General features: G+C 48.7%; 18 protein-coding genes. 6 read left to right on the top strand and 12 right to left on the bottom strand.

Annotated elements, in window-relative coordinates:
• Positions 1 to 79: 79 nt before the first annotated feature.
• Positions 80 to 787: a Sir2 family NAD+-dependent deacetylase gene (cobB, locus tag EH243_RS17510; RefSeq protein WP_126159956.1), complete on the bottom strand. Its 708-nt coding sequence runs from the start codon at positions 785 to 787 to the stop codon at positions 80 to 82.
• Positions 788 to 918: 131 nt separating this feature from the next.
• On the opposite strand from cobB, the gene EH243_RS17505 reads away from it, so the two are divergent.
• From EH243_RS17505 to EH243_RS17495, 3 genes are all read left to right on the top strand, one after another.
• Positions 919 to 2304, top strand: a complete 1386-nt coding sequence (locus EH243_RS17505; protein WP_126159955.1) for a PhoH family protein — start codon at positions 919 to 921, stop codon at positions 2302 to 2304.
• A 145-nt stretch (positions 2305 to 2449) separates the two neighbouring features.
• Positions 2450 to 2716: a membrane protein insertion efficiency factor YidD gene (gene yidD, locus EH243_RS17500; RefSeq protein WP_126159954.1), complete on the top strand. Its 267-nt coding sequence runs from the start codon at positions 2450 to 2452 to the stop codon at positions 2714 to 2716.
• Between the two features lie 161 nt (positions 2717 to 2877).
• Positions 2878 to 5145: a sodium:solute symporter family protein gene (locus EH243_RS17495; protein ID WP_241235119.1), complete on the top strand. Its 2268-nt coding sequence runs from the start codon at positions 2878 to 2880 to the stop codon at positions 5143 to 5145.
• 51 nt (positions 5146 to 5196) lie between these two features.
• On the opposite strand, the gene EH243_RS17490 is transcribed toward EH243_RS17495, so the two are convergent.
• Positions 5197 to 6006, bottom strand: a complete 810-nt coding sequence (locus EH243_RS17490; protein ID WP_126159953.1) for a mechanosensitive ion channel family protein — start codon at positions 6004 to 6006, stop codon at positions 5197 to 5199.
• Positions 6007 to 6313: 307 nt separating this feature from the next.
• Between EH243_RS17490 and radD the strand changes: the two genes are divergently transcribed.
• On the top strand, positions 6314 to 8059 hold the full coding sequence (gene radD, locus EH243_RS17485) for a DNA repair helicase RadD (RefSeq protein WP_126159952.1): 1746 nt from the start codon (positions 6314 to 6316) through the stop codon (positions 8057 to 8059).
• A 47-nt stretch (positions 8060 to 8106) separates the two neighbouring features.
• Here the strand turns inward: radD and EH243_RS17480 are convergent, their stop codons facing one another.
• Positions 8107 to 8970, bottom strand: a complete 864-nt coding sequence (locus tag EH243_RS17480; RefSeq protein ID WP_241235118.1) for a LysR family transcriptional regulator — start codon at positions 8968 to 8970, stop codon at positions 8107 to 8109.
• A gap of 144 nt (positions 8971 to 9114) precedes the next feature.
• On the opposite strand from EH243_RS17480, the gene EH243_RS17475 reads away from it, so the two are divergent.
• Positions 9115 to 10308: a YbfB/YjiJ family MFS transporter gene (locus EH243_RS17475; protein WP_126159950.1), complete on the top strand. Its 1194-nt coding sequence runs from the start codon at positions 9115 to 9117 to the stop codon at positions 10306 to 10308.
• A gap of 72 nt (positions 10309 to 10380) precedes the next feature.
• Here the strand turns inward: EH243_RS17475 and EH243_RS17470 are convergent, their stop codons facing one another.
• The 9 genes from EH243_RS17470 to dctP all read right to left on the bottom strand — a co-directional run bounded on the left by EH243_RS17470 (position 10381) and on the right by dctP (position 24424).
• The gene (locus EH243_RS17470) at positions 10381 to 11256 is read right to left on the bottom strand and encodes an alpha/beta hydrolase (protein WP_126159949.1); all 876 of its coding nucleotides are present in this window, start codon (positions 11254 to 11256) and stop codon (positions 10381 to 10383) included.
• Positions 11257 to 11279: 23 nt separating this feature from the next.
• Positions 11280 to 12593 carry an NAD(P)/FAD-dependent oxidoreductase gene (locus EH243_RS17465; RefSeq protein ID WP_126159948.1) on the bottom strand — a complete coding sequence of 438 codons (1314 nt, stop codon included), beginning with the start codon at positions 12591 to 12593 and terminating at the stop codon, positions 11280 to 11282.
• 974 nt (positions 12594 to 13567) lie between these two features.
• Complete coding sequence (locus EH243_RS17460; RefSeq protein ID WP_126159947.1) at positions 13568 to 13843, bottom strand: hypothetical protein; 276 nt, start codon at positions 13841 to 13843, stop codon at positions 13568 to 13570.
• 113 nt (positions 13844 to 13956) lie between these two features.
• The gene (gene dsr1, locus EH243_RS17455; RefSeq protein WP_126159946.1) at positions 13957 to 17781 is read right to left on the bottom strand and encodes an anti-phage defense-associated sirtuin Dsr1; all 3825 of its coding nucleotides are present in this window, start codon (positions 17779 to 17781) and stop codon (positions 13957 to 13959) included.
• Positions 17782 to 18729: 948 nt separating this feature from the next.
• Positions 18730 to 20283, bottom strand: coding sequence for an AMP-binding protein (locus EH243_RS17450; RefSeq protein WP_126159945.1), 1554 nt, complete (start codon positions 20281 to 20283; stop codon positions 18730 to 18732).
• A 12-nt stretch (positions 20284 to 20295) separates the two neighbouring features.
• A complete protein-coding gene (locus tag EH243_RS17445) occupies positions 20296 to 21522 on the bottom strand; it encodes a thiolase family protein (protein WP_126159944.1) in 1227 nt (408 codons plus the stop codon).
• A 54-nt stretch (positions 21523 to 21576) separates the two neighbouring features.
• On the bottom strand, positions 21577 to 22857 hold the full coding sequence (locus EH243_RS17440; protein ID WP_126159943.1) for a TRAP transporter large permease: 1281 nt from the start codon (positions 22855 to 22857) through the stop codon (positions 21577 to 21579).
• On the bottom strand, positions 22847 to 23371 hold the full coding sequence (locus tag EH243_RS17435) for a TRAP transporter small permease (protein WP_164549160.1): 525 nt from the start codon (positions 23369 to 23371) through the stop codon (positions 22847 to 22849). Before EH243_RS17435 ends, EH243_RS17440 begins: the two co-directional genes overlap by 11 nt.
• Positions 23372 to 23440: 69 nt before the next feature.
• The gene (gene dctP, locus EH243_RS17430) at positions 23441 to 24424 is read right to left on the bottom strand and encodes a TRAP transporter substrate-binding protein DctP (protein WP_126159941.1); all 984 of its coding nucleotides are present in this window, start codon (positions 24422 to 24424) and stop codon (positions 23441 to 23443) included.
• A 156-nt stretch (positions 24425 to 24580) separates the two neighbouring features.
• Here dctP and EH243_RS17425 point away from each other — a divergent pair, with 156 nt between their 5' ends.
• A complete protein-coding gene (locus EH243_RS17425; protein ID WP_126159940.1) occupies positions 24581 to 25075 on the top strand; it encodes a MarR family winged helix-turn-helix transcriptional regulator in 495 nt (164 codons plus the stop codon).
• The last annotated feature ends 435 nt before the right edge of the window (positions 25076 to 25510 follow it).

The raw sequence follows: 25510 nt of genomic DNA, 5'->3' as shown, positions 1-25510 counted from the left end.
CCACCTGAAAATACATAACTCAGGTTACAATATAGTGAACAATGCTCTACCACTCCAGTAACTTATTGAAAAAGAAGCATTAACCACTGATCAAACTTTCAACAAAAAGGGGCACTTCGCGGCTTGCTGGGCCATAAATATGGCGATCAAATGCGGACTGCGTTTTCGACGGTTCGAGATTAATTTCAACCGTTTCAGCCCCCACGCTATTGGCGATTTCCACAAAACCGGCCGCCGGATAGACATGGCCGGAGGTACCAATGGAGATAAACAGATCACAGGCCTCAAGCGCATCATAGATCAGTTCCATCTGCATCGGCATCTCGCCAAACCAAACAATATCGGGTCTCAGAGTGCCATGCTGATCACAGCAACCACAACGAGCATCGGGCATCACCGGCCCCTGATGAGGAAATACCTGACCCGACGTGGTACACCGAAGATTAAGCAACTCACCGTGCATATGAATCAGATTCTGACTGCCAGCCCGTTCATGTAGGTTATCAATATTTTGCGTCACCAGCAGAAACTGACCCGCAAAATGCTGTTCTAATCGAGCCAAGGCTTCATGGGCGGCATTCGGTTGAATATCGGGCAACAATAGTTGTTCACGGCGCTGGTTATAGAACGTATGCACTAATGCAGGGTCCCGCTCAAACGCTTCAGGGGTAGCGACATCGTCAATGCGATGGTTTTCCCACAAACCATCCGCCGCACGAAATGTTTTGATGCCGGATTCGGCAGAGATTCCCGCCCCGGTGAGAATAACAATATGCTGATATCGCACCGTATAACTCCTTAAAAATATTAGCGATAGCTTTAATCCTACGCCAACATCTGCTTAACTGACTAGACAGGCCGGCGGTTTTTTACCGGTAACTGTGTAAACATTTGAGTCGGCTCGAGAAGGAAACTAGCATGAGTGCTGATAAACTCTATATCCTCGATACTAATGTGTTACTGCATGACCCTAACTGCCTGTACGAATTTAAAGAGCAGGATGTCGCTATCCCCATGACAGTTCTGGAAGAACTGGACAATATCAAGGACCGTAAACAGAGCGTGGCGCAGGAAGCCCGCCACGTCATCAGGGCAATCGATAACATTCTCAGTGCCGCGACCCCTTCGCAAATCCTTAAAGGGGTACAGATTCTCGTCCCCGGCACCCAAGATGACACGCGATTGGGTAAGCTGAGTATCTTTCCCGATCATGAACTCACCACCCGTCAGGGGTTTCTCCCTGACAACAAAAACAACGACAACCACATCATCAACTGCGCACTGCACCTGCAGGGCAGCGATCCTCACCGCGAAATCATCCTCGTCACCAAAGATATCAATATGCGTCTCAAGGCGCTTGGGGCGGGCTTACAAAAAGTAGAGGATTATCGCAAAGATCAATTAGTGTCTGATTTAGACCTACTGCCCTCGGGCCATTTCCATATTGAAGGTAACTTCTGGGAGAAAGTAGACAAGGTCAAAAGCTATCAGGAAGGTGCTAACACCTATCATAAAATCAACCCTGATCTGCTACCCGACACTTATCCCTGTCAGTATATCTACGATGATTCAAAAGACTTTGCCGCGCGGGTCGTCTCGGTTAACCATGAAGAGATTATCCTGTTAGATCTAGGCTACGAAAAACTGATGCAGCAGGAGTGCTGGGGGATCCATCCCATCAATATCTTCCAAGCCTTTGCCATGCAATCGATGCAAGACCCTGATATTGATCTGTGCCTACTCAACGGTGCTGCGGGTTCCGGTAAAACACTGATTGCGCTGGCCTGCGCCCTTGAGATGGTGATTGAACAGGGCCGGTACAATAAAATTATCGTCACCCGTTCAACCCCGCCGGTGGCAGAAGACATCGGTTTCTTACCGGGTACCGAAGAGGAGAAAATGACCCCTTGGCTGAGCTCTATACATGATAATTTAGAAGCGATGCACGAAGGCGATGAACGCCCTCAAAGCAGTGTGAAATATGCTATTGAGAAAGCCAACATTCAGTTCAAATCACTCAACTTTATCCGTGGGCGTAGCATTCAAAATGCGGTGGTGCTGATTGATGAGGCGCAAAACCTCACACCACAGCAACTGAAAACCATCCTCACCCGCTGTGGTAAGGATAGTAAAATGGTCTGTCTGGGTAATCTGGCACAGATTGATTCCAACTATCTCACCGCCCTCACCTCAGGCCTAACCTATGTGGTTGAACGCTTTAAAGGATTTGAAGGCGCGTCAACCATTCACTTAGAAGGTATCTTCCGTTCACGCTTGGCGGAATACGCAGAAGAGCATCTTTAATTAGCGCTCGACCTCCTGAAAGCCGCTACCGAGTTAGCGGCTTTTTTACTTTATTCGCTGAAACCCTCTTCTAAGCAACGATCTCGGTCAAGCCTTCCGCCGGTTTTGCTTGTATCCTCTAGCTTGGCGGCGCTACACTTCCTGTATGATTTTACGACGCTGCTTTATCTTTCTGATCCGCACTTACCAATACTTGGTCAGTCCACTGTTGGGGCCTAACTGTAGGTTCTATCCAACCTGCTCCGCCTATACGGTTGAAGCGATTGAAACCCACGGTATTTTAAAAGGCTGCTGGCTAGGTATTAAGCGGATAGGTAAATGCCACCCAGGTCACCCGGGCGGCTTCGATCCCGTGCCACCCGCTTGCTGTCATGGGAAATCCACTTCAGAAGATCACGCGCCAGAGCCATAACTAAGACCTAAGCTAAGACTAGAATTAAGGCCAGTGCCATAATAAGAGTTAAGGCGCATAACGAAAAACAGAAGGATATCTTTTTCATTGCCCAACTAAGCTAGCTTAACGATCTGATTTACAAAGACGGTCGGACATAATGATTGATATAAAGGATAAGGATGTTTAGCTCACTCACCATTATTCTCACTGTGACCTTATATATGGCGGTACTTTTTGGTATCGCGCAGATCGTTGAGCGACGCACTAGCCGTGGGGCTGGGTTTAAAGGCCCTTGGGTGTATTGCCTATCTTTGGCGGTCTACCATACTTCTTGGACCTTTTATGGCAGCGTCGGTTTTGCCGCTAGCTCCGGATTACAGTTTCTCGGCATCTATATCGGCGCAATACTGGGCATCGCCTTCTGGTGGATCACACTGCGACGCATGGTCTATGCCAAAGAAACCTTTCGTATCACCAGCATCGCAGACTTTATCTCAACCCGCTATAACCGCTCCGAAACCATTGCCGCGCTCGTCACCTTGATGGCCCTGTTTGGTATTCTTCCCTATATCGCACTGCAATTGAAAGCCGTCGCCGGTTCGTTCCAACTCATTACCGATCAGCAAAACTCTCCCATGGGCTGGGACTTGTCGGGTCTGATCATCACCCTCTTTATGGTCGCCTTTACCATTATGTTTGGTATGCGCCGACTCGACCCCACCGAACGACACCAAGGGATGATGACCGCACTGGCGGTCGAGTGTTTGGTCAAACTTATCGCCTTTGTCGCCGTCGGCTTGTTTGTCAGCTTCAGCCTGTTTAATGGCTTTGATGATATTACCGAAAAGCTCTTTGAACAGGGCTTTGAACGGGTAATTCAGGTCAGTGGCGCCCGAGATTCGGGAATCATGTGGCTCACATTGATCGTCCTCAGCTTTGCCGCGATTCAAAACCTACCACGGATGTTCCATGTGGCCGTGGTGGAAAATGCCGACCCTAAACATATCAAGGCGGCGATCTGGTTGTTGCCGCTGTATATGATTCTCATCAACCTCTTTGTGGTGCCTATTGCCGCCGGTGGTTTATTGCTTGGTTTACCGGAAGAATCGGCCGATTTCTATGTGCTCTTGCTGCCCCAGTTAGCCGGTAATGATGGACTGACCCTACTCGCCTTTATCGGTGGATTTTCCGCCGCCACCGGTATGATTATCGTCACCACCATGACGCTGTCCACCATGGCCTCTAATCATCTAATTCTGCCGATCATCGAAAGAATGCCCTCCTGCGAATTTATTAAACCGTTTCTGTTGCAGATTCGTTGGTTTCTGGCCGCACTGATTCTCTTGGGTAGTTATGGTTTTGCCATATTTTTCAGTGATGCTTATATATTAGTCGCCATCGGCTTAATCTCATTTGTCGCGGTATTGCAGTTTTCCCCCGCCTTATTGGGGGGCATCTTCTGGCGTCACGGGAATAGCGCAGGAGCGCTGGCAGGCTTACTCTCAGGGTTTATCATGTGGGCCTATACCCTGCTGATCCCAGCTTTCGTGGAACACGGCTGGTTAGATCAAGCGATTCTACAGGATGGCTTATTCGGCTTTTCATTACTAAGACCCGAGGCTCTATTTGGCTTCGACGATATCGGCTCTATTCCTCACAGCGTGTTCTGGACACTTGTGGTCAATATCAGCTTCTATATTCTCGGCTCACTACTCTATAGCCCCCACAAAGCCGAGCGTAATCTATCCACCGAGTTTCTTAGCGCCATGCGCCCCTCCGTGCGTACCGCTCGCCCCGCCGGTTTGGATCGTTATATTTCACTCAATGAGAAACTCGACGAAGCACGCACACTGTTAGAAGGCTATCTAAGTAGTGAAAAAGCCAAGGCAGCCCTGACTCAAATTACTGAAGACCTGCAGGTAACCGGCAAAACCCATATTGCTATTATCGAACTGCTGGAGTTTCACCGTCTGCTTGAACATACACTCGCCGGTTCGATCGGTTCAGCCAGTGCGCACAAGGCGGTGGAAAACAACATTCGCTATAACACCCGCGAATCCGCCGACCTTAAATCATTGTACAAACACCTAGTGACCGAGCTGAGTCAGCAGCACCACCCCGATCATGAAAAGATGCTGCAACCGCAAAGCGGTATGCAAAATTATGGTTTAATCAATAACCTGCAGAATAAGGTCAAAAAGTATGAGCATATCATCAGGCTGCAGGACAAACGCATCGAAGCGCTAGAGCAGAAACTTGAAACAAGGATTGAGGATATCTACCGTTACCGCCTTGAAACCCAGAAGGTTCGTCAAGAGAACGAGGCGTTGAAGCGACAGTTAGAAGACACACTAGAGATTGAAACTGAGCTGGACGTGGGTAACCCGCAGGAGATCAAAAAAGCACTGGAAAACAACAAGCCGCCGGACGATACTCAACCGATATAAAAACAGCCGCATCAGCGGCTGTTTTTTTGGCTATCAATCGTTCAGAACGATTTAGTCGTTTTCGTGCTTGTACTGATGAACATCCATCTGTGGGAACGGAATCGAGATACCTTCCTGATCAAAACGTAACTTAACGCTTTCAGTGGTATCAAATTTAACCGCCCAGAAATCAGCTGCATTAACCCATGGGCGAACCACGAAGTTGACACTGCTATCGGCCAGTTCTGAAACCGCAATCACCGGTGCTGGATCTTGCAGTACACGCTCATCACTTTTGACAATCTCTTCAAGCAATGCTTTTGCTTTCTTCAAATCATCGCCATAACCGATACCAAATACCATATCGACCCGACGAGTATCACGGGCAGAATAGTTGGTGATGACACCGCTATAGATATTACCGTTAGGCACGATAACTTCTTTGTTATCCCCAGTACGCATCACAGTGTTGAAGATACTAATCTGTTCAACCACACCGGCAACACCTGCCGCTTCGATAAAATCACCCTCTTTAAAGGGACGGAAGATAATCAACATCACACCGGCAGCAAAGTTTTGCAGTGAACCCTGCAACGCCAAACCAACCGCCAAACCTGCTGCACCAACCAACGCGATCATTGACGTTGTATCGACGCCCAATTGATCCAATGACGCAACCACAACCACCAGCAACAACAAGATATTGGCAATAGCACTGATAAAGTTAACCAGTATGTCTTCCATTTTGCCTTTACGGAGGACTTTACCCAGCATTTTCACTAGGAATTTTGAGATCATCCGACCAACGATAAAAATAGCCGCGGCCATCGCGATATTGATAACCCAAGGGATGATGTAAACATCGATAAAAGATAGATCCATTGCTATTTCCTCATTTGATAAAAGCAGTGTTATTTGAAATCTTTACTTCAGAATAGACGTATAACACCGATCTATCAGAATTAATTCTGAGTCGTCGCTATTCCATTGGCTGAAATATCGCACAATCTGTTTGAAATAGCTCGTTTAAATCGCGTATTTACACGCTACAATAGTCGTATGACGAGCCCCATCAACACAGCAAAAACGATCATAAAAACGGATATTCTAAGTCGAGTCAGCTCGACCCCTGTCTGTTTAACTCGCCCGTCCATCCGGCGCATGATTAAGTTAAACCCAGAGCAGCATTATGCAAACTAAGTTCCAACTACGTGACTACCAACGGGATGCGGTTGAGGCGACACTGACTCATTTCCGCCAAAGTGATGCACCAGCGGTAATCGTATTACCCACCGGGGCCGGTAAAAGCTTAGTGATAGCAGAACTGGCCCGGCTAGCCCGCCGCAAAATTCTAGTGCTGGCTCACGTGAAAGAGCTCGTCGAACAGAATCACAACAAATATCTGAGTTATGGTTTACAGGGCGGGCTCTATTCGGCTGGCCTGAAGCAAAAGCAAAGTCATTATCAGGTGACCTTTGCCAGTGTGCAATCCGTTGTACGCAACCTGCAAGACTTTGCCACCGAACACTCATTAGTGATTATCGATGAGTGTCATCGCATCAGTGAAGATGAAAACAGTCAGTATCAGCAAATATTCACCCAACTGAGAAGCTTTAACCCACAACTGAAACTCTTGGGGCTAACCGCCACCCCCTACCGGATGGGGATGGGTTGGATCTACCGTTATCATTATCGAGGCTTCTGTCGCAGCAGCGAGGCACGCCCCTTTGAACACTGCATCTATGAGCTGCCCCTGCAATATATGATTAAACGGGGCTTCCTCACCCCACCCCGCATGGTGGATGCGCCGATCGCCCAGTATGATTTTTCAGCACTCAATGCCAACCGTTTTGGTCACTATGCTGAAACAGAGGTGAATCAGCTGCTTGTGAGCCACCCGAGAGTGACCCAGGCTATCTGTGAGCAGATCGAAACCCTTGCCGCTGAACGCCAAGGCGTGATGATCTTTGCCGCCACCGTTAAACACGCCCATGAGGTCTGCCGATACTTACCGGCTAATGAAACGGCCCTGATCACCGGTGCCACAGCCAATACCGAACGGGACGAGCTGATCCATCAGTTTAAGCAGAAAAAAATCAAATACCTGGTTAACGTGGCCGTACTCACCACCGGCTTCGATGCCCCCCATGTCGACTTTATCGCAATACTAAGGCCTACTCAGTCGGTGTCGCTGTTCCAACAGATCGTCGGCCGAGGGCTCCGGCTCGCTGAAGGAAAAGAGGACTGCCTCGTGATGGATTATGCCGGTAACGGTTTTAATCTGTTTGCCCCCGAAGTAGGCCAACCAAAGCCCGATAGCAGTAGCGTTCCTGTTCAGGTGTTTTGTCCCAAATGCGAATTTGCCAATATTTTTTGGGGTAAGACAGATGATGAAGGCAATGTGATCGAGCACTTCGGCCGACGCTGCCAAGGCACGTTACCGGATGATAACGGCACAATCGCCCAATGCGACTACCGTTTCCGCTTTAAAGAGTGCCCACAATGTAATGCAGAAAACGATATTGCCGCCCGCAACTGCCATCAATGCGGCCACGCCATTATCGACCCCGACGACCAGCTCAAGGCCGCCCTTAAACTCAAAGACGCCCGCGTGATCCGCTGTGCCGGCATCTCAATGACCGACACCCAGGGTAAACTAAAGATCATCTATCATGATGAAGAAGGTGAAGAGCTAAGCGAACAGTTTGATCTGCAAAAAATAGCGCAGCGTAAACGCTTTAATGAGCTTTTCGGCCGCCGCTTCGGTCAAAGCCTAACACCACGTCAATTTACTTCCACCGACGAGGTCTTAGCCGTCGCAACACTCTTTACCGCACCCGATTTCGTTGTCGCGCGAAAATCAGGGCAGTTCTGGCGTATTCAAGAGCGCGTTTTTGATTATCAGGGCCGCTATCGTAAAGCCAATCAACTCTAATGTTCGCCATACAAACCTACTTTCAGACCAACACGCATCCGTAGTCGTTACCCCGTCGCAGCCTGATCCGGTAACCAGCGCAACGAGGTCAATAATGACTCGATCACCTTCAACCTAGGCGTGCTTCGGTGCCGAATCAAAACCGTGGGCACCATCGCTAGCTCATCGGGCAATACCTCTAATGTTAGCTGTTCACGATAAACCGACAACTCAACCACATTACGCGGCATCAGGGTAACGCCTAGGCCCTGCGCCACACAGCCGAGAATGCCTTCAAGGGTTCCCAACTCGCTTAAACCATAACGGCTATCGCGATAATCCCGCGCCCACAACAACGCTTTGCTGCGATAAACACAGCCCTCACGAAACAGCACCAGATTATCCGCTGGGGTGACATGTTTAGGCTGCACTAATACCAGCTCCTGATTGAGTACATCCATACTCATTAAATCCGGATGGTTAATGGGCCCCGCGACGAAAGCGCAATCCACATGATGATCTAGTACGGCCCGCACGAGTTCAGCGGTTGTCGCCGCCATCACCTGTGGTTTTAATTTAGGGCAACACTCGCGGAGCGCCCCGAGCAACGGAGGCAGATGGGTGGCGGTGAACGTTTCCATCGCACCAATTTTGATTTCAGCCGCTCCCTTCCCTGCCAACCGAACCGCAACACCGGCTTGACGCTCCAACTGTAAAATCTGTTCAGCGTATTCCAATAACACCCGCCCTGGGCCGGTTAATTCAAGCCCACGTCCCTTGCGTGAAAACAGCTGGGTGCCGAGTTCCTCTTCTAAACGCTGGATACGGGTCGTGACATTCGACTGTACGGTGTTCAACTGCTTGGCCGCCGCTAAAATACCGCCCTCTTTGGCCACTTTTTCAAAGGTTTTCAGTGCTATGATTTCCAACATTGCCTCCATGACAGATAACCGTAGATGATTGTTTCGCTCACCTACCATTCTTAATAACAGAACATTAGTATCTCAATAATTCGTTTGTAAAGAATTATATAAATATATACGCTTATTGGTATAACAATAATAGGCGATAAATTAATGGGTACAACGGATGACAAACAGCATCTCAAGGTGCTGGGTTCAGGCTTGCTGGGGCTTATTCTAACCATCGGTATCGCACGCTTTTGCTACACAACACTGCTGCCAGTCATGCAATCCGAAGCAGGACTCAGCGACTTAGCCGGAGGCTATCTGGCCACCATTAACTACATCGGCTATATGTGCGGTGCAGTACTCGCGGCCACCGTCGGCAACTTAAAAACCAAAGATAGACTCTATCGTGCTGGGTTGATTACCGCCGTGATAACCACCCTCGGCATGGCCTTCACCGATAATATCTGGCTATGGGGCGTACTGCGGTTCTTTTCTGGGCTGAGCAGCGCCAGCGGTATGTTAATCAGTGCAGGCTTAATCATGAACTGGCTGCTGCGTCACGGTCATCGACCAGAACTCGGCATTCACTATGCGGGTGCTGGTTTAGGCATCATCGTCAGTGGCCTAGCCGCTGAATTGATGCTTGGCCACCTTGATTGGCATGATCAATGGCTCGCGGTCGGCATCATCGGTTCACTGATCGCTATCCCCGCTTGGCGTTGGTTACCCCGCCCCGATACCAGTCACCAAACAAAAGCGGGGGTGCCATTACAGGATAATCCCCCCAGTCGCCGCTGGTTATTTTTGCTCGGCATTATGTATTTCTGTGCTGGGTATGCCTACGTTATCAGCGCGACCTTTCTCGTCGCCATCGTTGAAGCACAGCCCGGCTTGCAGGGTGAAGGCCAAATTGTCTGGATCTTTGTTGGTCTGAGCGCAACGCCCGCGGTTATCCTGTGGGATAGATTTGCTCGTCAACAGGGTGAATTAAACGCCCTATTATTGGCTTTCTTAATTCAGATTGTCGGCATTATCCTGCCGGTGGTGAGTGATAACCTGTGGGTAGCGCTGCTCAGCGCGATGCTCTACGGCGGAAGTTTTATCGGCATTGTCAGCTTAGTGTTAGCCATGGCAGGACGTTTTTACCCCACCAAACCCGCCAAACTGATGGGAAAACTCACCCTGTTATACGGCATTGCCCAGATCGGCGCCCCCGCGATTGCCGGTATCATCGCCGACAGAGGCGGTAGCTATGCCGACTCCCTCTATATCGCTGCCGCTATTTCCGTGCTGGGTGCTGGCATGATTCTGATACTCAAAGGGATTCAAGCACAGGAAGTCGCCCTAAAATCGGCCTAAAAAAAACGGTTCCGAGGAACCGTTTTCATCCAACAATGCTTATGCGATAGGGCATCTGAAAATTAGACAACGTCAGTGTTTAAGACCTGTAAAACCAGCTTCGCGTAGAAATTGGATTAATGTATCGGCATGTAGCTCAATTTTATCAACCGAACTATGGCCCGCCCCCTCTATCTCAATTAAGCGTAAGTGTGGCGCTGGGCAATGACGTAGAATCGCTCGCGCATCATCAACCGGAATAACAAGATCATCTTTGCCATGCACCATTAATATCGGGCACCTGATACGACAAACCGTATTAATAGGCGCAAAGGTGGTAAATCGATGTTCAATAACCCACTCGACATAACGGATAACCTTTCGCCGCAACCATGCCGGTATATGCAAGCTTTGCAGATAGCGTTGCATCATCCATTCTGGGTGCGCAAACGCGGATACACTGATCACGGCAGCAATATCGGTGCGCCTAGACGCCTCAAACAAGACCGCCCCCGCTCCGACTGAATGACCCAATAACGCTATTTTCTTGGCACGATCGGGATATTCACCTTTCAGCCAGTCGATGGCACTACCGATATCCTCAGCAAAACGCGGTAAAGATGAAAATGTATCGGCGTCACTCTGTCCATGACTGCGTGCATCGAACAGCAACACATTCATACCTGCCTGATAAAATGGCAGCGCCAGCGGCAACATCATAGCGGCATTACTGCCCCACCCATGCAGCACAACCAGGGTTTCTTGCGCGCCTTCTATCGGCAACAGCCAGCCGGATAAATGCTTATTGACTTTAACCGGAATCAAGACCGACAAGAAATCAACATTAAGCCGTGTTTTAGGGGTGTCTGTGGACTCTATTTTTGGGGCACGAAACCCCAAGTGGATAGCGATGACAAACACCCCCACTAACACCACCACGGCGAGCAGCACAACCAACAGGTAACTCATAATAGCGCCACTCTCGCGATGATTTAAATCGGTGTATAGCCTTCCAGCATGATGTCGTAAACGGGCCGGAGTAATGATTTTTCCATCACCCAAGATAATTTACTTTTCGCAAGCGGATCCACCACCTCAAATGGCAAGGCCGTCACCGGCTGCAAACTATAGTCAAACTCCCACAACATGGCATGCCCGACATCCAAAATCATCGGACAAGAGGTATAACCATCCCATCGTGCTGGCATCTCCTCTTCACGAATGAGCGCCGTCAAATTGGTCGCCACAACGGGTAACTGCGCCTTCACCGATGCGGCCGTTTTGCCAACAGGGGTACCTACTGTGTCACCCAAGCCAAAGACATTGGCATAGCGTTTATGCTGCAAGCTGTACTTATCGACTTCGACATAACCTTTAAAATCAGCCGTATCCGCTAGCGCCGAATCACGCACGACCGGTATCGCCGACATGGGTGGCGAAATATGGATAAAGTCCCATTCGGCTTTAATTTGTCCGCCATCGCGGGTGCTAAACCAAGCCTCCTGAGTCTGACTATCAATGGCCTGCAGGTCGTGTTCGTAATGAGGCTGTATCTCTCTTTCCTGCCAGATTTCTTGCAACCGTTTATCAAACACCTTCACACTGAATAAGAAATCTTCAGCCGTCATATAATCAAATTGAAAACGATCCCGCTGGCCCGCCTGATGCGCAAAATATTCGACTAAGTTCGTCGCTTTTAAAGGCGCGCCAGCGCATTTCATCGCGCCCTTCGGCCGTGTAAATACCCCCTGCCCACCATTGGATTGCGCAAACTTCATCGCTTGTTTATGGCTGGCAATACCCGCCTCGGGACTATGATAGATACTCGCTATACCGTCTTGCCCTATCTGATCGGGATCTAAGCCCTCAATTAAATCGAAGCGTAACTCCAAACCGGTTGCGACAATCAGGTAATCATAATCCAGCTTTCCTGTTTGAGCGGTGTGCAGCTGGTTATTATCCGGATCAAACTCCGTCACGCTGTCATTAATCCAACGCACATCAGCGTCCATGTATTCTTTATTCGTGCTGACCACATCATCACGACTGTCATACACTCCCGCCAGTAATAATGTTTGTCCCGGCTGATACCAATGATAAGGCCGAGGTTCCACCACCGTAATGCGAGCACCTCTAAGGTACATGTTCAATTTATTGGCAATGGCCATCCCAGCCGCGCCACCACCCGCAATGACAATTCTCGCGTTTGTTTCCTGTTTATTCAGTTCCCACGCTAATAAGCCCGTGGCGGAAGCAGCACCCACCGCAGCACCAGAAATAAGCAGTTTACGTCGACTAATAGCCATTTTTACATCCTCGTTCTGACTCAAAATAGAGTGTGGTAACTGATACAGCCACACAGGGCGAACTCTTATGAGAAACCCCTGTTTTATTTATTGGGCGGCAGGTCGAGATTAAGGCATAACACCTTATCGTTTACCTGAAGTATGTGATACGCCAACTACGCTGACATAAACCCTCTAAAGCTGATTTGCCTACGGATCACTTTGCACACTTTATCTTTACACTTTACTTGGCAGCGTCATTGTCTTTCAAACACGTTAAGTCAATCAAACAACCGACACTCATCGGCTTCTCAGTACATTCCCTTATTTATATTAGTTATTGCTAATATTTAATGCAAGGCAAATCATCACATGACACTGCGATCAGCCACCATTGGCTGATATCCGCTCGACCCTACGATCAAGACCCTCAACATTACGCTTTGAATAGGGGGTAAATGCGAACACTTTGGCAAAGGTTGGGGAGTGTTTTCCCCAGTGAGTTGACCAACGACATGATTCACTTTTGATGCGGTGACTATTCATCTAAATGAAACTTGTGCAAAGATCTGTGAAGAATGGGTGCGATTATAATGCTGCTCGTAGCAAGGAAAATATAGCTAGATAGTATTCCATATATGCTAACAAATAATTGCCCTGGGATGCTTTCAGGTATAATTGATAATCCAAGTCCACTCGTTAGGGTAATTGAAGCGACAAGGGCTGAACCAAAATTCATATTGTCAAAGTAGATATGGCCAACGACTCCAATGATCAAGGTTACAATGACCAATAACAGTGCTGCCAATATATGGAGTAACACTCTTTTCCTAAAGGATTTTTTATCGATTAAAGGTTTTCCCTTACTTTCATACATTATTTATCTCGCATCGTTTTATTGAGCATAACGCCTAAATTGAGCGGCGGCCCGACAGAGGCGTCCGGTGGGCGACCGCAGACCGGGAACGAACTTGAATGATGGGTTATAGATAAAGCTACCAGCCCCACCAACGTTCAACCTTGAGTATGCCGTGCCAAATCCCCCCAAGAATAGATGGAAAAAGACGCGGAAGCAGCAACGCAAGCACAGCAAATATGATGATGCAGGCAATAAGATAGCTACTGCTGAAGAACCCTGCATCAAAGTATGACAGCTGCTTGTTGACTCCAAACCAGATCAACGCAGCGGTAGGAACAGAAAAAAACAGAGATGCAAAGAGGCCGATCAGTCTCGAAGCTAGAAAACCGCCTTGGTTAGAATTCCTTGCCATTTTGTACCACTACTCCTTGTGTATAACGCCCGCGTAATAGGCGCGAGCTTGCGAACGTCCTTATTGACGCGTTTGTTAGACCCACCGGTCTCGTAGCGCCATTCCCGTCACTTTCACGCGCCGCGCCTTCGAAAGTATTCACTTAGTCGCTGGTATCCCGCATCTTGCCCAAGCTGTGTATCAGCCTGCACGATGTCGTCCAAACATTGCCCCAGTTCCCGGGGCGCCCACTGTTGATCGCCAATCACTGAATTCAACAGCAACTGTGCCTCCGTTGGGAATCGTTTACACAGGCCAGATTCGGCAAGTGGATGAACGACGTAGTGAGGGTATTCAATGGGTTGCAGCCAGTCCTGCACTGCAGCCAAGGCCGCCGGAAACTCGCCTCGGGCAGCAATGACCAACCGGGTCAAGGACTCGGCGATTCGCGGGGTCGCCAAGTCGCGGGACTTTGGCCAGATCTGTTGCCAGAACGGCTGGACACGGTTTTTCCAGTAGTCTTCACGCTGATCGGCTGCACCTTCAAGCGTCTGGGAGAGCGCTTGCGCGGATTCCTCTAGGCCTTCTTGTGGAAGCGAACCAATCGCAGCGCGAAACTCCTCTACAGTGTATCCCTCGGTCGGACCCAATGCCGCGTAGGTGAGGAAAGTTGCGAATTGCTGTCGGTGCTCGCCAAGATCGGCATAGTGGTTTGCACTATCCAGAAACTGTGACTTTAAGGCTGTCAGCAATGGCTGGTATAAACGGGGTGACCAGAGGAAGCCTTCCCAAGCGGCCTTGGCTTCAACGGAGTTACTCCAGCTGAACAGCGGCAGTAGGTGCTGTTCGGTCCAAGGGCGATCCACACGAAAAAATGCAATCAGCCGCGAACTCATCAGCACCCGACCGTGCCGGAGTCGATCTATCTGCACGTCGCATAGAGTGGTGAAGATGGGCTTTAATTCAGCAGGAAGCAGATCGTTGTCATTCGGGTTCTGCTTGAACCACAAGTTGATTAAAGACTGCGTGACATGCCCGATCGGGTGATTAATGGCCTCCGTAACAGGTTGGTCAATTGATGCTCCGTTGCTCGTCATTCCCGTGCCCGGATCAATCGGCAGAGCCAGCACGCGCTGGCACAAATTCAGCAGAATGCTTTCGTGGACGTTGATGGACTTGGAAACGGCTTCCATCCACCACGTAACTGCGTGGTCAATCTCCTGGAGTACTGCATCAGGCATAGTCTGCACTAGCGGCGCTGCGTAACGCCATGAGCGCAGCACCATTCCTTCTTCAGCCCAAGCTTGCAGAGCTTCGCGCCACCGGCCAGCGGGCCACACGTCATCCTGTGCTAGATCACACAATGCGGACAAACTGTGAAAGAAGCGCGAACGGCAAACCTCACGCCACGTGTCTTCGTAGAAGGGTCGCCGTTCTTGCGCCGGTTTTGTGAGCCATTGCACCAGATCCTGCCGCTTGCGGGGTGCAATGTCGACTTCTCGGCTGTCTTCGTAATCCGGATCGCCCGTGCCACTCATCCAGTGTGAGAACTCGTCACTTTCATTGTTCGCCAACTGCCATTGCGGGTAGGCAGCGGATATTTTCGCCAAGCGTGCCGCTGCAGGCGCCCCCAACACGAGGCCTGATGTGTTCAATTTGGCCAAGCGGAGCCAGACGGAGCGAGCTACCAAGTCTTGCCACCGATCCTCCTCCAAATCGTCTCGGTACATCGCGCGCGGCGGGCCTGCCAATATGGCTGTTTCTAGACGTTCCTGTGCAGCCCCTGCCAAATGCCGTCCCTGCAGAACGATCAGTCTGAACACCTCCCGCCCTGTATCTGTGTACCACAGCCACCATGCGTTTTCCGCCAGCAACCAATCCACCCACTGTTCTGTCGGAATGCAGTGGTCGTGGCTAGCGGCAAATAGCGCCAGACGTTTAAAGGTGGGGTACGGCAATTCAAACCAGCTCTGTGCGATTCGTGTCGCGCGCACGCTGTCATTCACGAGAACCGCCAACCAAGCATCACGCAGCAATTCGATCAGGCTCACCCAATCTCGGAAGCCCCGGTTCTGCCAATGTGGCGTGATGGATGGAAGATCCCAATGCGAGCGGTCGCTACGGTTGTCGTCCTCGCCCAACTCGCACAAAAGATCCAGTGCGTCACGAAGCAGCTGCTGGAAGTCTTCAAACAGCTGCGACAGAGCTGATTTCCATGGCTCATCGGCAAGGTCGCGCAGAGCGGAATGCACGTGATTAGTGGCCAGCACCAGTTCCCAGTCCACCAACTGCTTGATTTTTGTAGGCTCATCGGTACTGCTCGAGTCGTCGTTCCAGCGAAACGGCTTCTTCAAAACCACCTTGGGGGCAAGCAGCTCGCGTAACTCCAGACGCAATGTCGTAGTCAGTCCCTCCCGCTTCAGCCGATCATTCCAGCGATACAGACCGGAGTCGTGCAACGGGGATTTCACCCGACCGCTGAGCAATAGGCGCCACAAGGTATGCATCAAGGGGCCAGGGATCGCCTTGGGGGCATGCAAGCGAATTTCATCCAGCTCGAAGGTTTTGCCTTGACGCGCCAATGAAGCAAAGCGATCAAGTTCGTGCTCAATCAACCACTGCCACCGGTCGTGCATTTGCCCACCGCGCTCAGCAATCCAGATGATAAGTCTCGGGTCATCCAGGTGGCGTACCAGCCAGCGGGCCAGATGGAACATCACATCATCCCACTGGATGCTGGTTAGGTCCCCAGAGGCCAGTAGCATGGATGGGGCACGGTCATAGGATGCGGGTCGGCGAATCAGACTGAAGCGCAGCTCGGCATCCACATCATCTTGTGGCTGCACGCCAAAACGGGCTAGATCGCCGTGCCCAAAACGTTCATGCGAGAAGGGCTCCAGCAGCCAGTCCAGCGAAGGGACAGGATTGAGGTCCGCAAAGCGCTTTGCCGGTAAACCTGATTTATCTGACAAGGCCCACAGCATCCGGCCAACGAAATCATCCTGCCGCGTGCTGTCCTGTGGACGAGCAAGGGCGTGTTTGACGACAATGGCCTCTTTGCCCTGCACTCCGTCGCGGTAGGTATCTGCCCAAGCATGCAAAGTCTGGTGTAGCGCTGAGTGGTCATGGCTACCAGCAGGTACGTTGTAGAGTATAGGAGTGACACCCTTGGCTTCCCACTCGATGGTCTTACTGTGCTCTTGCCCCGGTTCGCAATCTCCCAGTGCCCAAGCCTGCGGCGTGACTTCTCCAAGCATCCGGTCGGCAGCCAGCGCATCCATCATGTAGCGAAGCACCGGATCGTTGATGCTGTAACCCACGAAGCAGACCACATAATTGCGGAACAACTCGCTTACAAAGCGTGCCGCCCAGCGCTCTGTGAGGTAGGCCAAGCCGAAATCACCGCTAGTGACAACCAGACGGTTCAAGCTCGTGTCGTCCACCTTTTCAGGTAACAGGCCGTGTAGATAAACCAGCCCGTTCCAACGGCTGTTTTTGGGGATGGGCAGCATAGGGGCTGCGTACTCTTGGAACTCTTGGTCCGTGCGTTTGGCCGCCACGTGAAAGATACGATCAAAGTTGGTGGTGACCAGCCGCAACGCTCCCTCACGGTTGCGCGCCAGATGCAACAGCGCTGCCTGTGTATTGGTTGCCCCCTTGCGGCGGAGTTTTGGCTTCAAGGCATTTGCCAAAGCACGACGGACGGCCAAACGCTGGCCCGGCAGGCGCCGTTCGAGCAGATCAAGTGTGGCATCGAACTGCCCACGCTCGAAGGCCCCTCGTTCAATGTCCGAAAGTGCCGTTCCATTCAACCGGTAAATTTGCTCTACAAGGCCCTTGAAACCCGGCAAACCGGCAGGGTAGGAAATACCTGCTCCGCAAAAGAACACCACACGACCATCCTCATGCGCTTGCAAGAGCGCATCCGGTATATCAGGGCCGTCCGTGATGAATTGCATTTCTTTACTTCCTACTCAATGGTATTTCACTCGAGAAAATGATCGCTCGATGGGGCTAACAGCTAATTATAGTGCACTTTGGCGCTATATTGCCAAAGCACCATAATGCTAGAAATACGATAAACCAAAGGGAGCTTTTATCTTATATATCAGAAGGTTAAGAACGTACGAGAGAAGCACTTTACAGAATATTAGTGCCGATCGAGGCCGCATCCCTGCCATAAACGTGACTCAATCATAATAGCTAGATGCTGCTAAATCAAAGCGTTGGCTCAATACTTTGTGTATTCAAGGGAAAAGAGGTCCGTTGAACAGGGATAATGAACATATCACTATAACCCCTTTAGAATTTTAGACAAACGAACGTTTGTCTAAAATTTAAATACCCCTAACACAAAAAAAACGGCTCCTAAGAACCGTTTTTTATCAAAAAATATTTGTGATAGGGTATTTAAAAACTAGACAAAGTCAGTGCTTGAGGCCAGTAAAACCGTCTGCCAAAAAATCCTAATAGGGTATTTAAAAGTTAGACAAACTGAAACGCCCGTATTACGGGGCATCCAGACTATCCCGCATATAAGCATCTATCGCTCTTGCGACACACAAAACAGCCTTATTTTGAAATGGATATGGTACATCGACTTGCGGAGAACAGTGTGGGATCAACTCACCCATTACTCCGCGAATAAAGGATGAGTCAATTGTTTCAAGGTCGTCATTCATCATAGACCTGTTGATTAAACGAGTAGGACGATATGGAACCAAAACCAACATTTTATCGTTGAATAACGCCTCCGTCTCGCATTGAGCACATCTGCTAGCTACGTCCCTGATCGATTAAACCCGGTTGCTCTTTGATGATCAAAATAAGCTTCTATAAATGGTCTCTAACTGAGTTACTGCCCAGTAATAAAACGACACCCGCTGCCAAACTCGTATCCGTAGTCTTTAGTTGATCAAACGATTTTTATCGACCCAGTATTTCTCACGAATTGCACGCTTAAGAACCTTTCCGACGGGACTTCGCGGAAGGTCTTCCCATATTTCCACCGTTTTAGGTGATTTAACACTGCCAAGTATAGATTTTGCATGCTCAATCAACTCGATTTCGGTTGTCAGTTTCCCACTTTGTAACTGAACTACAGCTTTAACTGCCTCTCCCCATTTGTCATCTGGTACTCCGATAACAGCACAGTCTTGGACTGCTTCATGAGAAAGCAGAGCCTGCTCAACCTCAGAAGAAAAAACATTAAAACCACCCGTAATAATCATGTCTTTTTTACGGTCGACTAAGTGATAATATCCATCCGCATCTTTAAACGCGATATCTCCCATTAAGTGCCAACCATTAACGGTCGCCTCTGCTGTGGCTGTTGGGTTCTTATAATACCCCAACATGACGAGATCTGACCGGACAGCCATTTCACCACGTTCACCGTCTTTAACAGGACAACCCATTTCGTCTAAAATCGCCAACTCAACATACGGAGTACTCTTACCGCAGCTTGAAAGCACAGAATCAGAAGCAAACCCATCATCAGACAAATGCTGCGAAGCAGAAAGATGCGCGCAAGTACATGGTGCTTCTGATTGACCAAAAAATTGGGTCATAACTGGCCCAAATACTGTGATGGCCTCTTTCAGTTTGGTCACGGACATGGGTGCCGCACCATAAATAAAGTACTTCAATGAAGAATAATTAAATGACCGCACCTTCGGATGAGAAAGCATCATATAGATCAAAGTCGGTGGTAGGAAAAGATCTGTCACTCCATGTTTTTCTATCAACTCCATCAGGTTCAATGCATCAGGCGAAGTAGTGATAACGGTGGTTCCACCTTTAGCCATGATAGGAAAGGCAAGTAATCCTGCTGCATGGGTAAGCGGCGCAGCGGCAAGGTACACAGGAGGAGCATCATGAGGGCAAAGCTCTATCATCGTACGATTAAATATCGATAAATTATTCCGACTCAACATGGCGCCTTTGGGCATCCCAGTAGTCCCGCCAGTCGGCAATATCATACACATCTTATCTAAAGATCGATCCACTTTCGGCATAACATCTGAAGTATCACCTAGCCATCTATCAATGCTCAGATCACTGTTTATATCTCGATCAACACAGATAAAAACCTTAATCTTAGGCAACGCGTTACGAATCTCCTGAATAGTCTCAACCATGTTTGAATGGTAAAACAAAACTTGGGCATCAAAAGCATTGCAGAGGTCGCGGTTGTTATCCGCCGTATTCTTAGCATTGAGTGGAACCCAAGACATCCCCGCTTTCATAATGCCAAGTACACAAGAAAAGGCTACAGCATCATTCGCACTGAGAACCGCCCCCTGTGTACCTTCTCCCAACCCTAACGTGAGTAGTTTGTTAGCGATTTGATTGGTTAAACAATCGATCTCTCGATAGCTCCATGATTGTTCCTCAGCCACGAAACAAGCTCGTTCAGGGAAACCAGCCAAGCCTTGTTCAAATGCAGTAACTATGTCCATTTATCCCTTCCCTCAACTGTTCCCAAGAATCGTCACGCAGGCGCTCGCTTCTTCAACACCCAGTAAACCACCACCATTTTCGGCAATCGCAAAGCGGGCATTTTCAACTTGCCGAGCGCCTACACGTCCTCGCAGCTGTTGCGTTAATTCATATATTTGTCCCAAGCCAGTAGCTCCAATGGGATGACCTTTACTCTCTAGCCCTCCTGATGGGTTGATGGGAATACTTCCACCTAGGCGTGTCGCTCCGCTTTCAGCAAGCACACCACCTTCGCCGAAGGGCGCAAAGCCGAGACATTCAGATTGTAAAATTTCCCCAAAAGCCGCGGCATCATGAACCTCCGCTACACTCATATCTTTGGGTCCTAATCCTGCTTGTTCGTATGCTGCTTGGGCTGCTAATGTCGTGATATGATTTTTATAATCACGCGCATCTCGGTTGGTGCCTGAACGCAGCACTGTGGCAAGAATTTTAACCGGCATCCCCTTGAAACGATGTAGCATACCCCCGCTGACAACAATTGCCGCTGCCGCGCCATCACTGATTGGAGAACACATCGGAATGGTCAAAGGACCGGTCACTATAGGTGCAGCAAGGACCTCTTCGACACTCATATCCCTTTGGTACTGGGATTTAGAATTCATCGTAGAGTGAAAGTGGTTTTTAGAAGACACCACTGCCATCTGTCGTTGTGTGGTACCGTAGGCTTCCATATGATGACGGGCCATATGATTGTAAAGGTCCATGAACATCGAGCGCTTTCTTCCATCTGCCGCAGAATTTTCCGGCGAGAAATACCCCCCAATTAATGTTTTGATATTCTCCTCTGGAGTTTCAACATCCCACGCCGTATTGAAAATCTCAAAGCCTTTCGCTTTATTCTCCGTCAGCAGCTTATCAACACCTACCGCAAGAGCCACATTGGCCGCACCACTACGGACATGATTAACAGCCATATGAAACGCGGTAGTCCCCGTCGCGCAGGCATTTTCCACATTGACCACAGGTATACCTCTAATTCCCATGGCACCTAATGCAATCTGTCCTCCTATCATGTACTGGCCTTCCAGCAACCCTTGTGCCGTATTACCAAAATAAGCCGCATCTAGATCACCGGCTTCTACGCCTGAGTCTTCTAGAGCTTCTGTCACGGCGATGCGCGTCAGAGACTTCACACTTTGCGTTAAGTGGCGACCAAAATCGGTCATACCAACGCCGACAATATAAACATCTCTCATGTATTAACTCCTATCTAATAATTCCGCACCGTTTTAAAACCGGTCCGGCGTTCGTTAGAAAATCTTTTCAGGTAACCACAGAACGATTTGTGGAAAAATCGTAAACAAGACCACCGCTGACAACATAATCAAAAAGAAAGGTACCGTTGCTCGTGCGATCTCACCAATTGTTGCGCCAGAGATTGACTGAATGATGAACAAGTTGAATCCAACGGGAGGAGTCATCAGCCCTAGTTCGATCATTAAAACCAAAAACACACCAAACCAGATCGGATCAATTCCTGAAGCGATAACAATGGGCATAATCAGAGGAAGTGAAACCACCATGATTGAAATGCCATCTAAAAACAGTCCTAAGAAAATGTAAAAAACAGCAATCGCTATCAACAACATAGTGGCGCTTAGACTCATGCCGACAACCCAGTTAGCCAAAGCTTGTGGTATTCCAACCATCCCGGCTGCCGCAGACATAACAGATGCTGAAATAACCACCGCTCCCATTACACACGTTAGCCGAGTGGCTGCTACCAGCGAGCTGCGTAATAACTCCCAAGACATTCGACGTTCAATAAGAATCAACATACAGGCTCCAGCAACACCTACTGAAGCAGCTTCCGTCGGCGAAGCAATACCACCATAAATGCTACCTAACACCACAAACACAAGTACAAGAATAGGTATCAGGCCTAATAACGCACTCAGGTTTTCCGGTTTTGAATCGAGCTTAGTACCCCTACCGCGTAGCGCAATATATGATGAATACATCATAGCCAACACCAATCCAGGAATTAGTCCGGCAGCAAATAGACGTACGATAGAAACATCAGCAATGACCCCATAAACAATCATTGCGATAGAAGGTGGAATAAGCAGTCCAAATGATCCCGAACCTGCAAGTGAACCTAGAACCAATCGCCGGTCATATCCGCGCCCCAACAACTCAGGCACGCTGATCCGGCCAATCGTCGCTGTCGTTGCTGCTGAAGATCCCGAAACTGCGGCAAATGTAGTACATCCGGCAACGTTAACGTGTAATAACCCACCGGGAAAGTGCCTGAATATAGGAGCAAGCCCTTCAAAAAGTCGCTTTGATAGATCAGCTCGGAAAAGCATTTCTCCCATCAAAAGAAACAAGGGGATGGCCGATAATTCCCACGAACGTGACGCCCTAACAGAAACCTTAGCAGCAAGAATCCCTGCTTTTTCCAAACTGAAATCGCCCCCAAGTACCATCATTAGGATCGCGATAACAAATAAAGTTACAAAGGCCCATAGTCCAAGTGCCAGCGCCCCAATAAAAATAGCCAAAAGGACAATCGCGATTTCAATCTCCATAGTCAATCGCTCCTTCATTAGTATTTACCGATGCCTTAGGCCAAATAAGGTTTAAGCCGTGGGCGAATATAACGACTGCTAGAGAAACCAAACCAAATAAAGTTACTCCTTCAGGAATCCACAAGGGAAAGGCGAATACTCCAGGAGAGGTTACCCCTCGGTCGAACAGTTTCAATGCCGCACGTAATATGTAGCGCGCCCAGAACAAGACAACAAATAAGGCAATAAGAGTCATACACAGTTCTAAAACTTTTCGATGGTTTTCGCTTAAGCAGTCACTGAGCAACGTCAACCGTATCATTGCACCATCATGAAATGTCGGTGCCAACGCTAGGATAATGGCACCTGAAACGAGGTAACCTGCAAACTCTTCAGTGACAAGCAGAGAACTATCAAACACTGATCTCAGAAGGATTTCGGTTAAAATTAATAAGACAAGCGTGGTAATGGCAGTCGTCGCGCCAATCATACAAATCGTGCAAAGGTGACGCACTAATCGCTGAATAATGGCCATGTCATTCTCCATATAGAAGGATTGAACAGGCGGCCAGATTACAAAAGCCACCTGTATTGGTCCTCGCGATTACTTTTCTTTAATTGCCTGGAATAACTCCGCACCGGTAGGCCCAACAGCCTTAATCCATTCGGAAGCGGCAGTCTCCGAAATTTCTGTAAAACGGGCTTTTAAGTCATCGTTAGGCTTATCGTGTATAGCAATTCCATGCTCGCGAAATGACGCTTTAAAGCCATCTATCGCTGCCAGAGATTCCTTCCAATTAGTCTGTGTATAGACATCACCGGCCTTCAGTAAGGCATTCTGATATTCAGGTGAAAGATCATCGAATGCTTCTTTTGAAACATGAAGCAAGGTAATCGGTGTCGAATACCCAATTTCACTGAAGTCTGTAATCCCTAAATCCCACGCTTTAATCGCTGCACCGCCAAAGGAAGACGTCAGCACCGCATCAATTACTCCAGACGATAATGAGGAAACGACATCACTCCAAGCTAATTGCACTGGTGATGCACCTACATCGCTAAATGCACTAGCCGAAAACGAATCATAAGTACGAATCTTCACACCAGCGAAATCATCCACGCTAGATATTTCATGCTTTCCAAAAATACCAACAGCAGGAAATGATCCCCATCCAATCATTATTTGGTCATGCTTTTCAAACGCGGCAGCGAATTCAGGTGTCACAATGTCCATCATCCGCAAAACATCATCGTTACTAGGTGCTACAAAAGGTAGCCCCACAACACCAAAAATCTGCTCATAACCCGTCAGATCGACAGCACCTGTCTCTGCAATTTCAACAACATTGTCAGCAACAATCTCGAAATTATCAGCACCTTTGAACCCAAGAGAGCCATCAAGATTAAGTTGTAAAACAAATCCCCCATCCGTTAGCCGAGAAAGCTCTTCAGCCATCGCATTGAACGATGCCCCAACATGAGATTTAGACGGATAGGTCGATGTCACACGCCAAGTTACGTTCTGGGCGGCAACACTGCTCGCCATGATGGTGGCAACAACACCGCAAAAAAACATTCTTATTTTCATTATTTACCCTCCAGAGTCGCTTTATCACCAGTTGAAACTGGCTTGAAACAAATTACTACATCAATATTATATATGCAATACATATATATAATGCATTGCATAGTTTATTTTCATCCCGATAAACGGCACAATAAAAACTGAAATAGGAGATTAGCCTTGAAACCAGAAACTATACGTCCGGCCGATCTTCCAGATGCGGTTCACATTTGCACCTCAGAACTTGTATTCTGGGGACCTCGTTTTGCAACGATATCTGCAAACGCTAAATTGGCAGAAATGGGCCTGACACGTTCGCATTTTAGAGTGATGTATTTTGTGCGTTTCCGCAGAGGGATCAGAACAAACGAACTTCAAGAGTTGTTAATGATTAACGCGGCAAGCCTAAATCGCGTAATGAGAGAGTTAGTTCGTGATGATTACATCGAACAGATAACAAATGAAGACGATCGCCGTATTCGACATCATTATGTAACCGCCAAAGGCCTCTCAGTTTTAGAGATAGCATTTGCCGAACAGAAGGCGACTCTTGATAAAGTATTTGCAGAGGTCGGGGAAACTGCCGTACGCCATTTTTTAGAAGTCCTTTACCATTTAATTCCGCCAGAGCGGCGTCAATATCTGACGATCAAACCTGAGGATCTTCCTATATAAATAGATCGATGCGACCTTCGAGCGCTTTTTCTTGTGATTGGATATCAGCGAAGACAAGTAATTCAGTTTAAAGCCCGTATCACGGGCTCTCTATGTTATCGCGCTGCACTTGCTACACACGAAACAGCCTCATTTTGAGTTCAACATGACACATCGCCTTGCAGAGAACCGTGTTGGGTTGGCATTGGTTTTGAGTTTTTTTAAAACCGTGACAAGAGCAAAAATTGCCCAAAGCAGATAATTCCCAAATTAACCTCCGAGTTGAATCTACATGTACATATAATAGGGAAGATGCGAATAAGTCCTTCTCATGAGACAATTTATTTTTAATCTTCGAGCCTGACCATGCCACATCAACTTACCTTTGCCGACAGCGAATTCAACAACAAACGTCGTAAAACACGTAAAGAAATTTTCTTGACTCGAATGGATAGC

This window comes from Amphritea opalescens (assembly GCF_003957515.1).
Taxonomy (GTDB): Bacteria; Pseudomonadota; Gammaproteobacteria; order Pseudomonadales; family Balneatricaceae; genus Amphritea; species Amphritea opalescens.
Note: the sequence above shows the minus strand (reverse complement) of the source record. Positions and strands in the feature narration are given on the sequence as shown.

Excerpts from the sequence above, each read along its gene's own strand:
- EH243_RS17445 (WP_126159944.1), bottom strand. The coding sequence starts at position 21,522 with ATGAGAGATGTTTATATTGTCGGCGTTGGTATGACCGATTTTGGTCGC.
- EH243_RS17450 (WP_126159945.1), bottom strand. The coding sequence starts at position 20,283 with ATGGACATAGTTACTGCATTTGAACAAGGCTTGGCTGGTTTCCCTGAA.
- dctP (WP_126159941.1), bottom strand. The coding sequence starts at position 24,424 with ATGAAAATAAGAATGTTTTTTTGCGGTGTTGTTGCCACCATCATGGCG.
- EH243_RS17440 (WP_126159943.1), bottom strand. The coding sequence starts at position 22,857 with ATGGAGATTGAAATCGCGATTGTCCTTTTGGCTATTTTTATTGGGGCG.
- yidD (WP_126159954.1), top strand. The coding sequence starts at position 2,450 with ATGATTTTACGACGCTGCTTTATCTTTCTGATCCGCACTTACCAATAC.
- EH243_RS17470 (WP_126159949.1), bottom strand. The coding sequence starts at position 11,256 with ATGAGTTACCTGTTGGTTGTGCTGCTCGCCGTGGTGGTGTTAGTGGGG.
- EH243_RS17465 (WP_126159948.1), bottom strand. The coding sequence starts at position 12,593 with ATGGCTATTAGTCGACGTAAACTGCTTATTTCTGGTGCTGCGGTGGGT.
- EH243_RS17490 (WP_126159953.1), bottom strand. The coding sequence starts at position 6,006 with ATGGATCTATCTTTTATCGATGTTTACATCATCCCTTGGGTTATCAAT.
- EH243_RS17475 (WP_126159950.1), top strand. The coding sequence starts at position 9,115 with ATGGGTACAACGGATGACAAACAGCATCTCAAGGTGCTGGGTTCAGGC.
- EH243_RS17435 (WP_164549160.1), bottom strand. The coding sequence starts at position 23,371 with ATGGCCATTATTCAGCGATTAGTGCGTCACCTTTGCACGATTTGTATG.
- radD (WP_126159952.1), top strand. The coding sequence starts at position 6,314 with ATGCAAACTAAGTTCCAACTACGTGACTACCAACGGGATGCGGTTGAG.
- EH243_RS17505 (WP_126159955.1), top strand. The coding sequence starts at position 919 with ATGAGTGCTGATAAACTCTATATCCTCGATACTAATGTGTTACTGCAT.
- EH243_RS17460 (WP_126159947.1), bottom strand. The coding sequence starts at position 13,843 with ATGGCAAGGAATTCTAACCAAGGCGGTTTTCTAGCTTCGAGACTGATC.
- EH243_RS17480 (WP_241235118.1), bottom strand. The coding sequence starts at position 8,970 with ATGTTGGAAATCATAGCACTGAAAACCTTTGAAAAAGTGGCCAAAGAG.
- EH243_RS17495 (WP_241235119.1), top strand. The coding sequence starts at position 2,878 with ATGTTTAGCTCACTCACCATTATTCTCACTGTGACCTTATATATGGCG.
- dsr1 (WP_126159946.1), bottom strand. The coding sequence starts at position 17,781 with ATGCAATTCATCACGGACGGCCCTGATATACCGGATGCGCTCTTGCAA.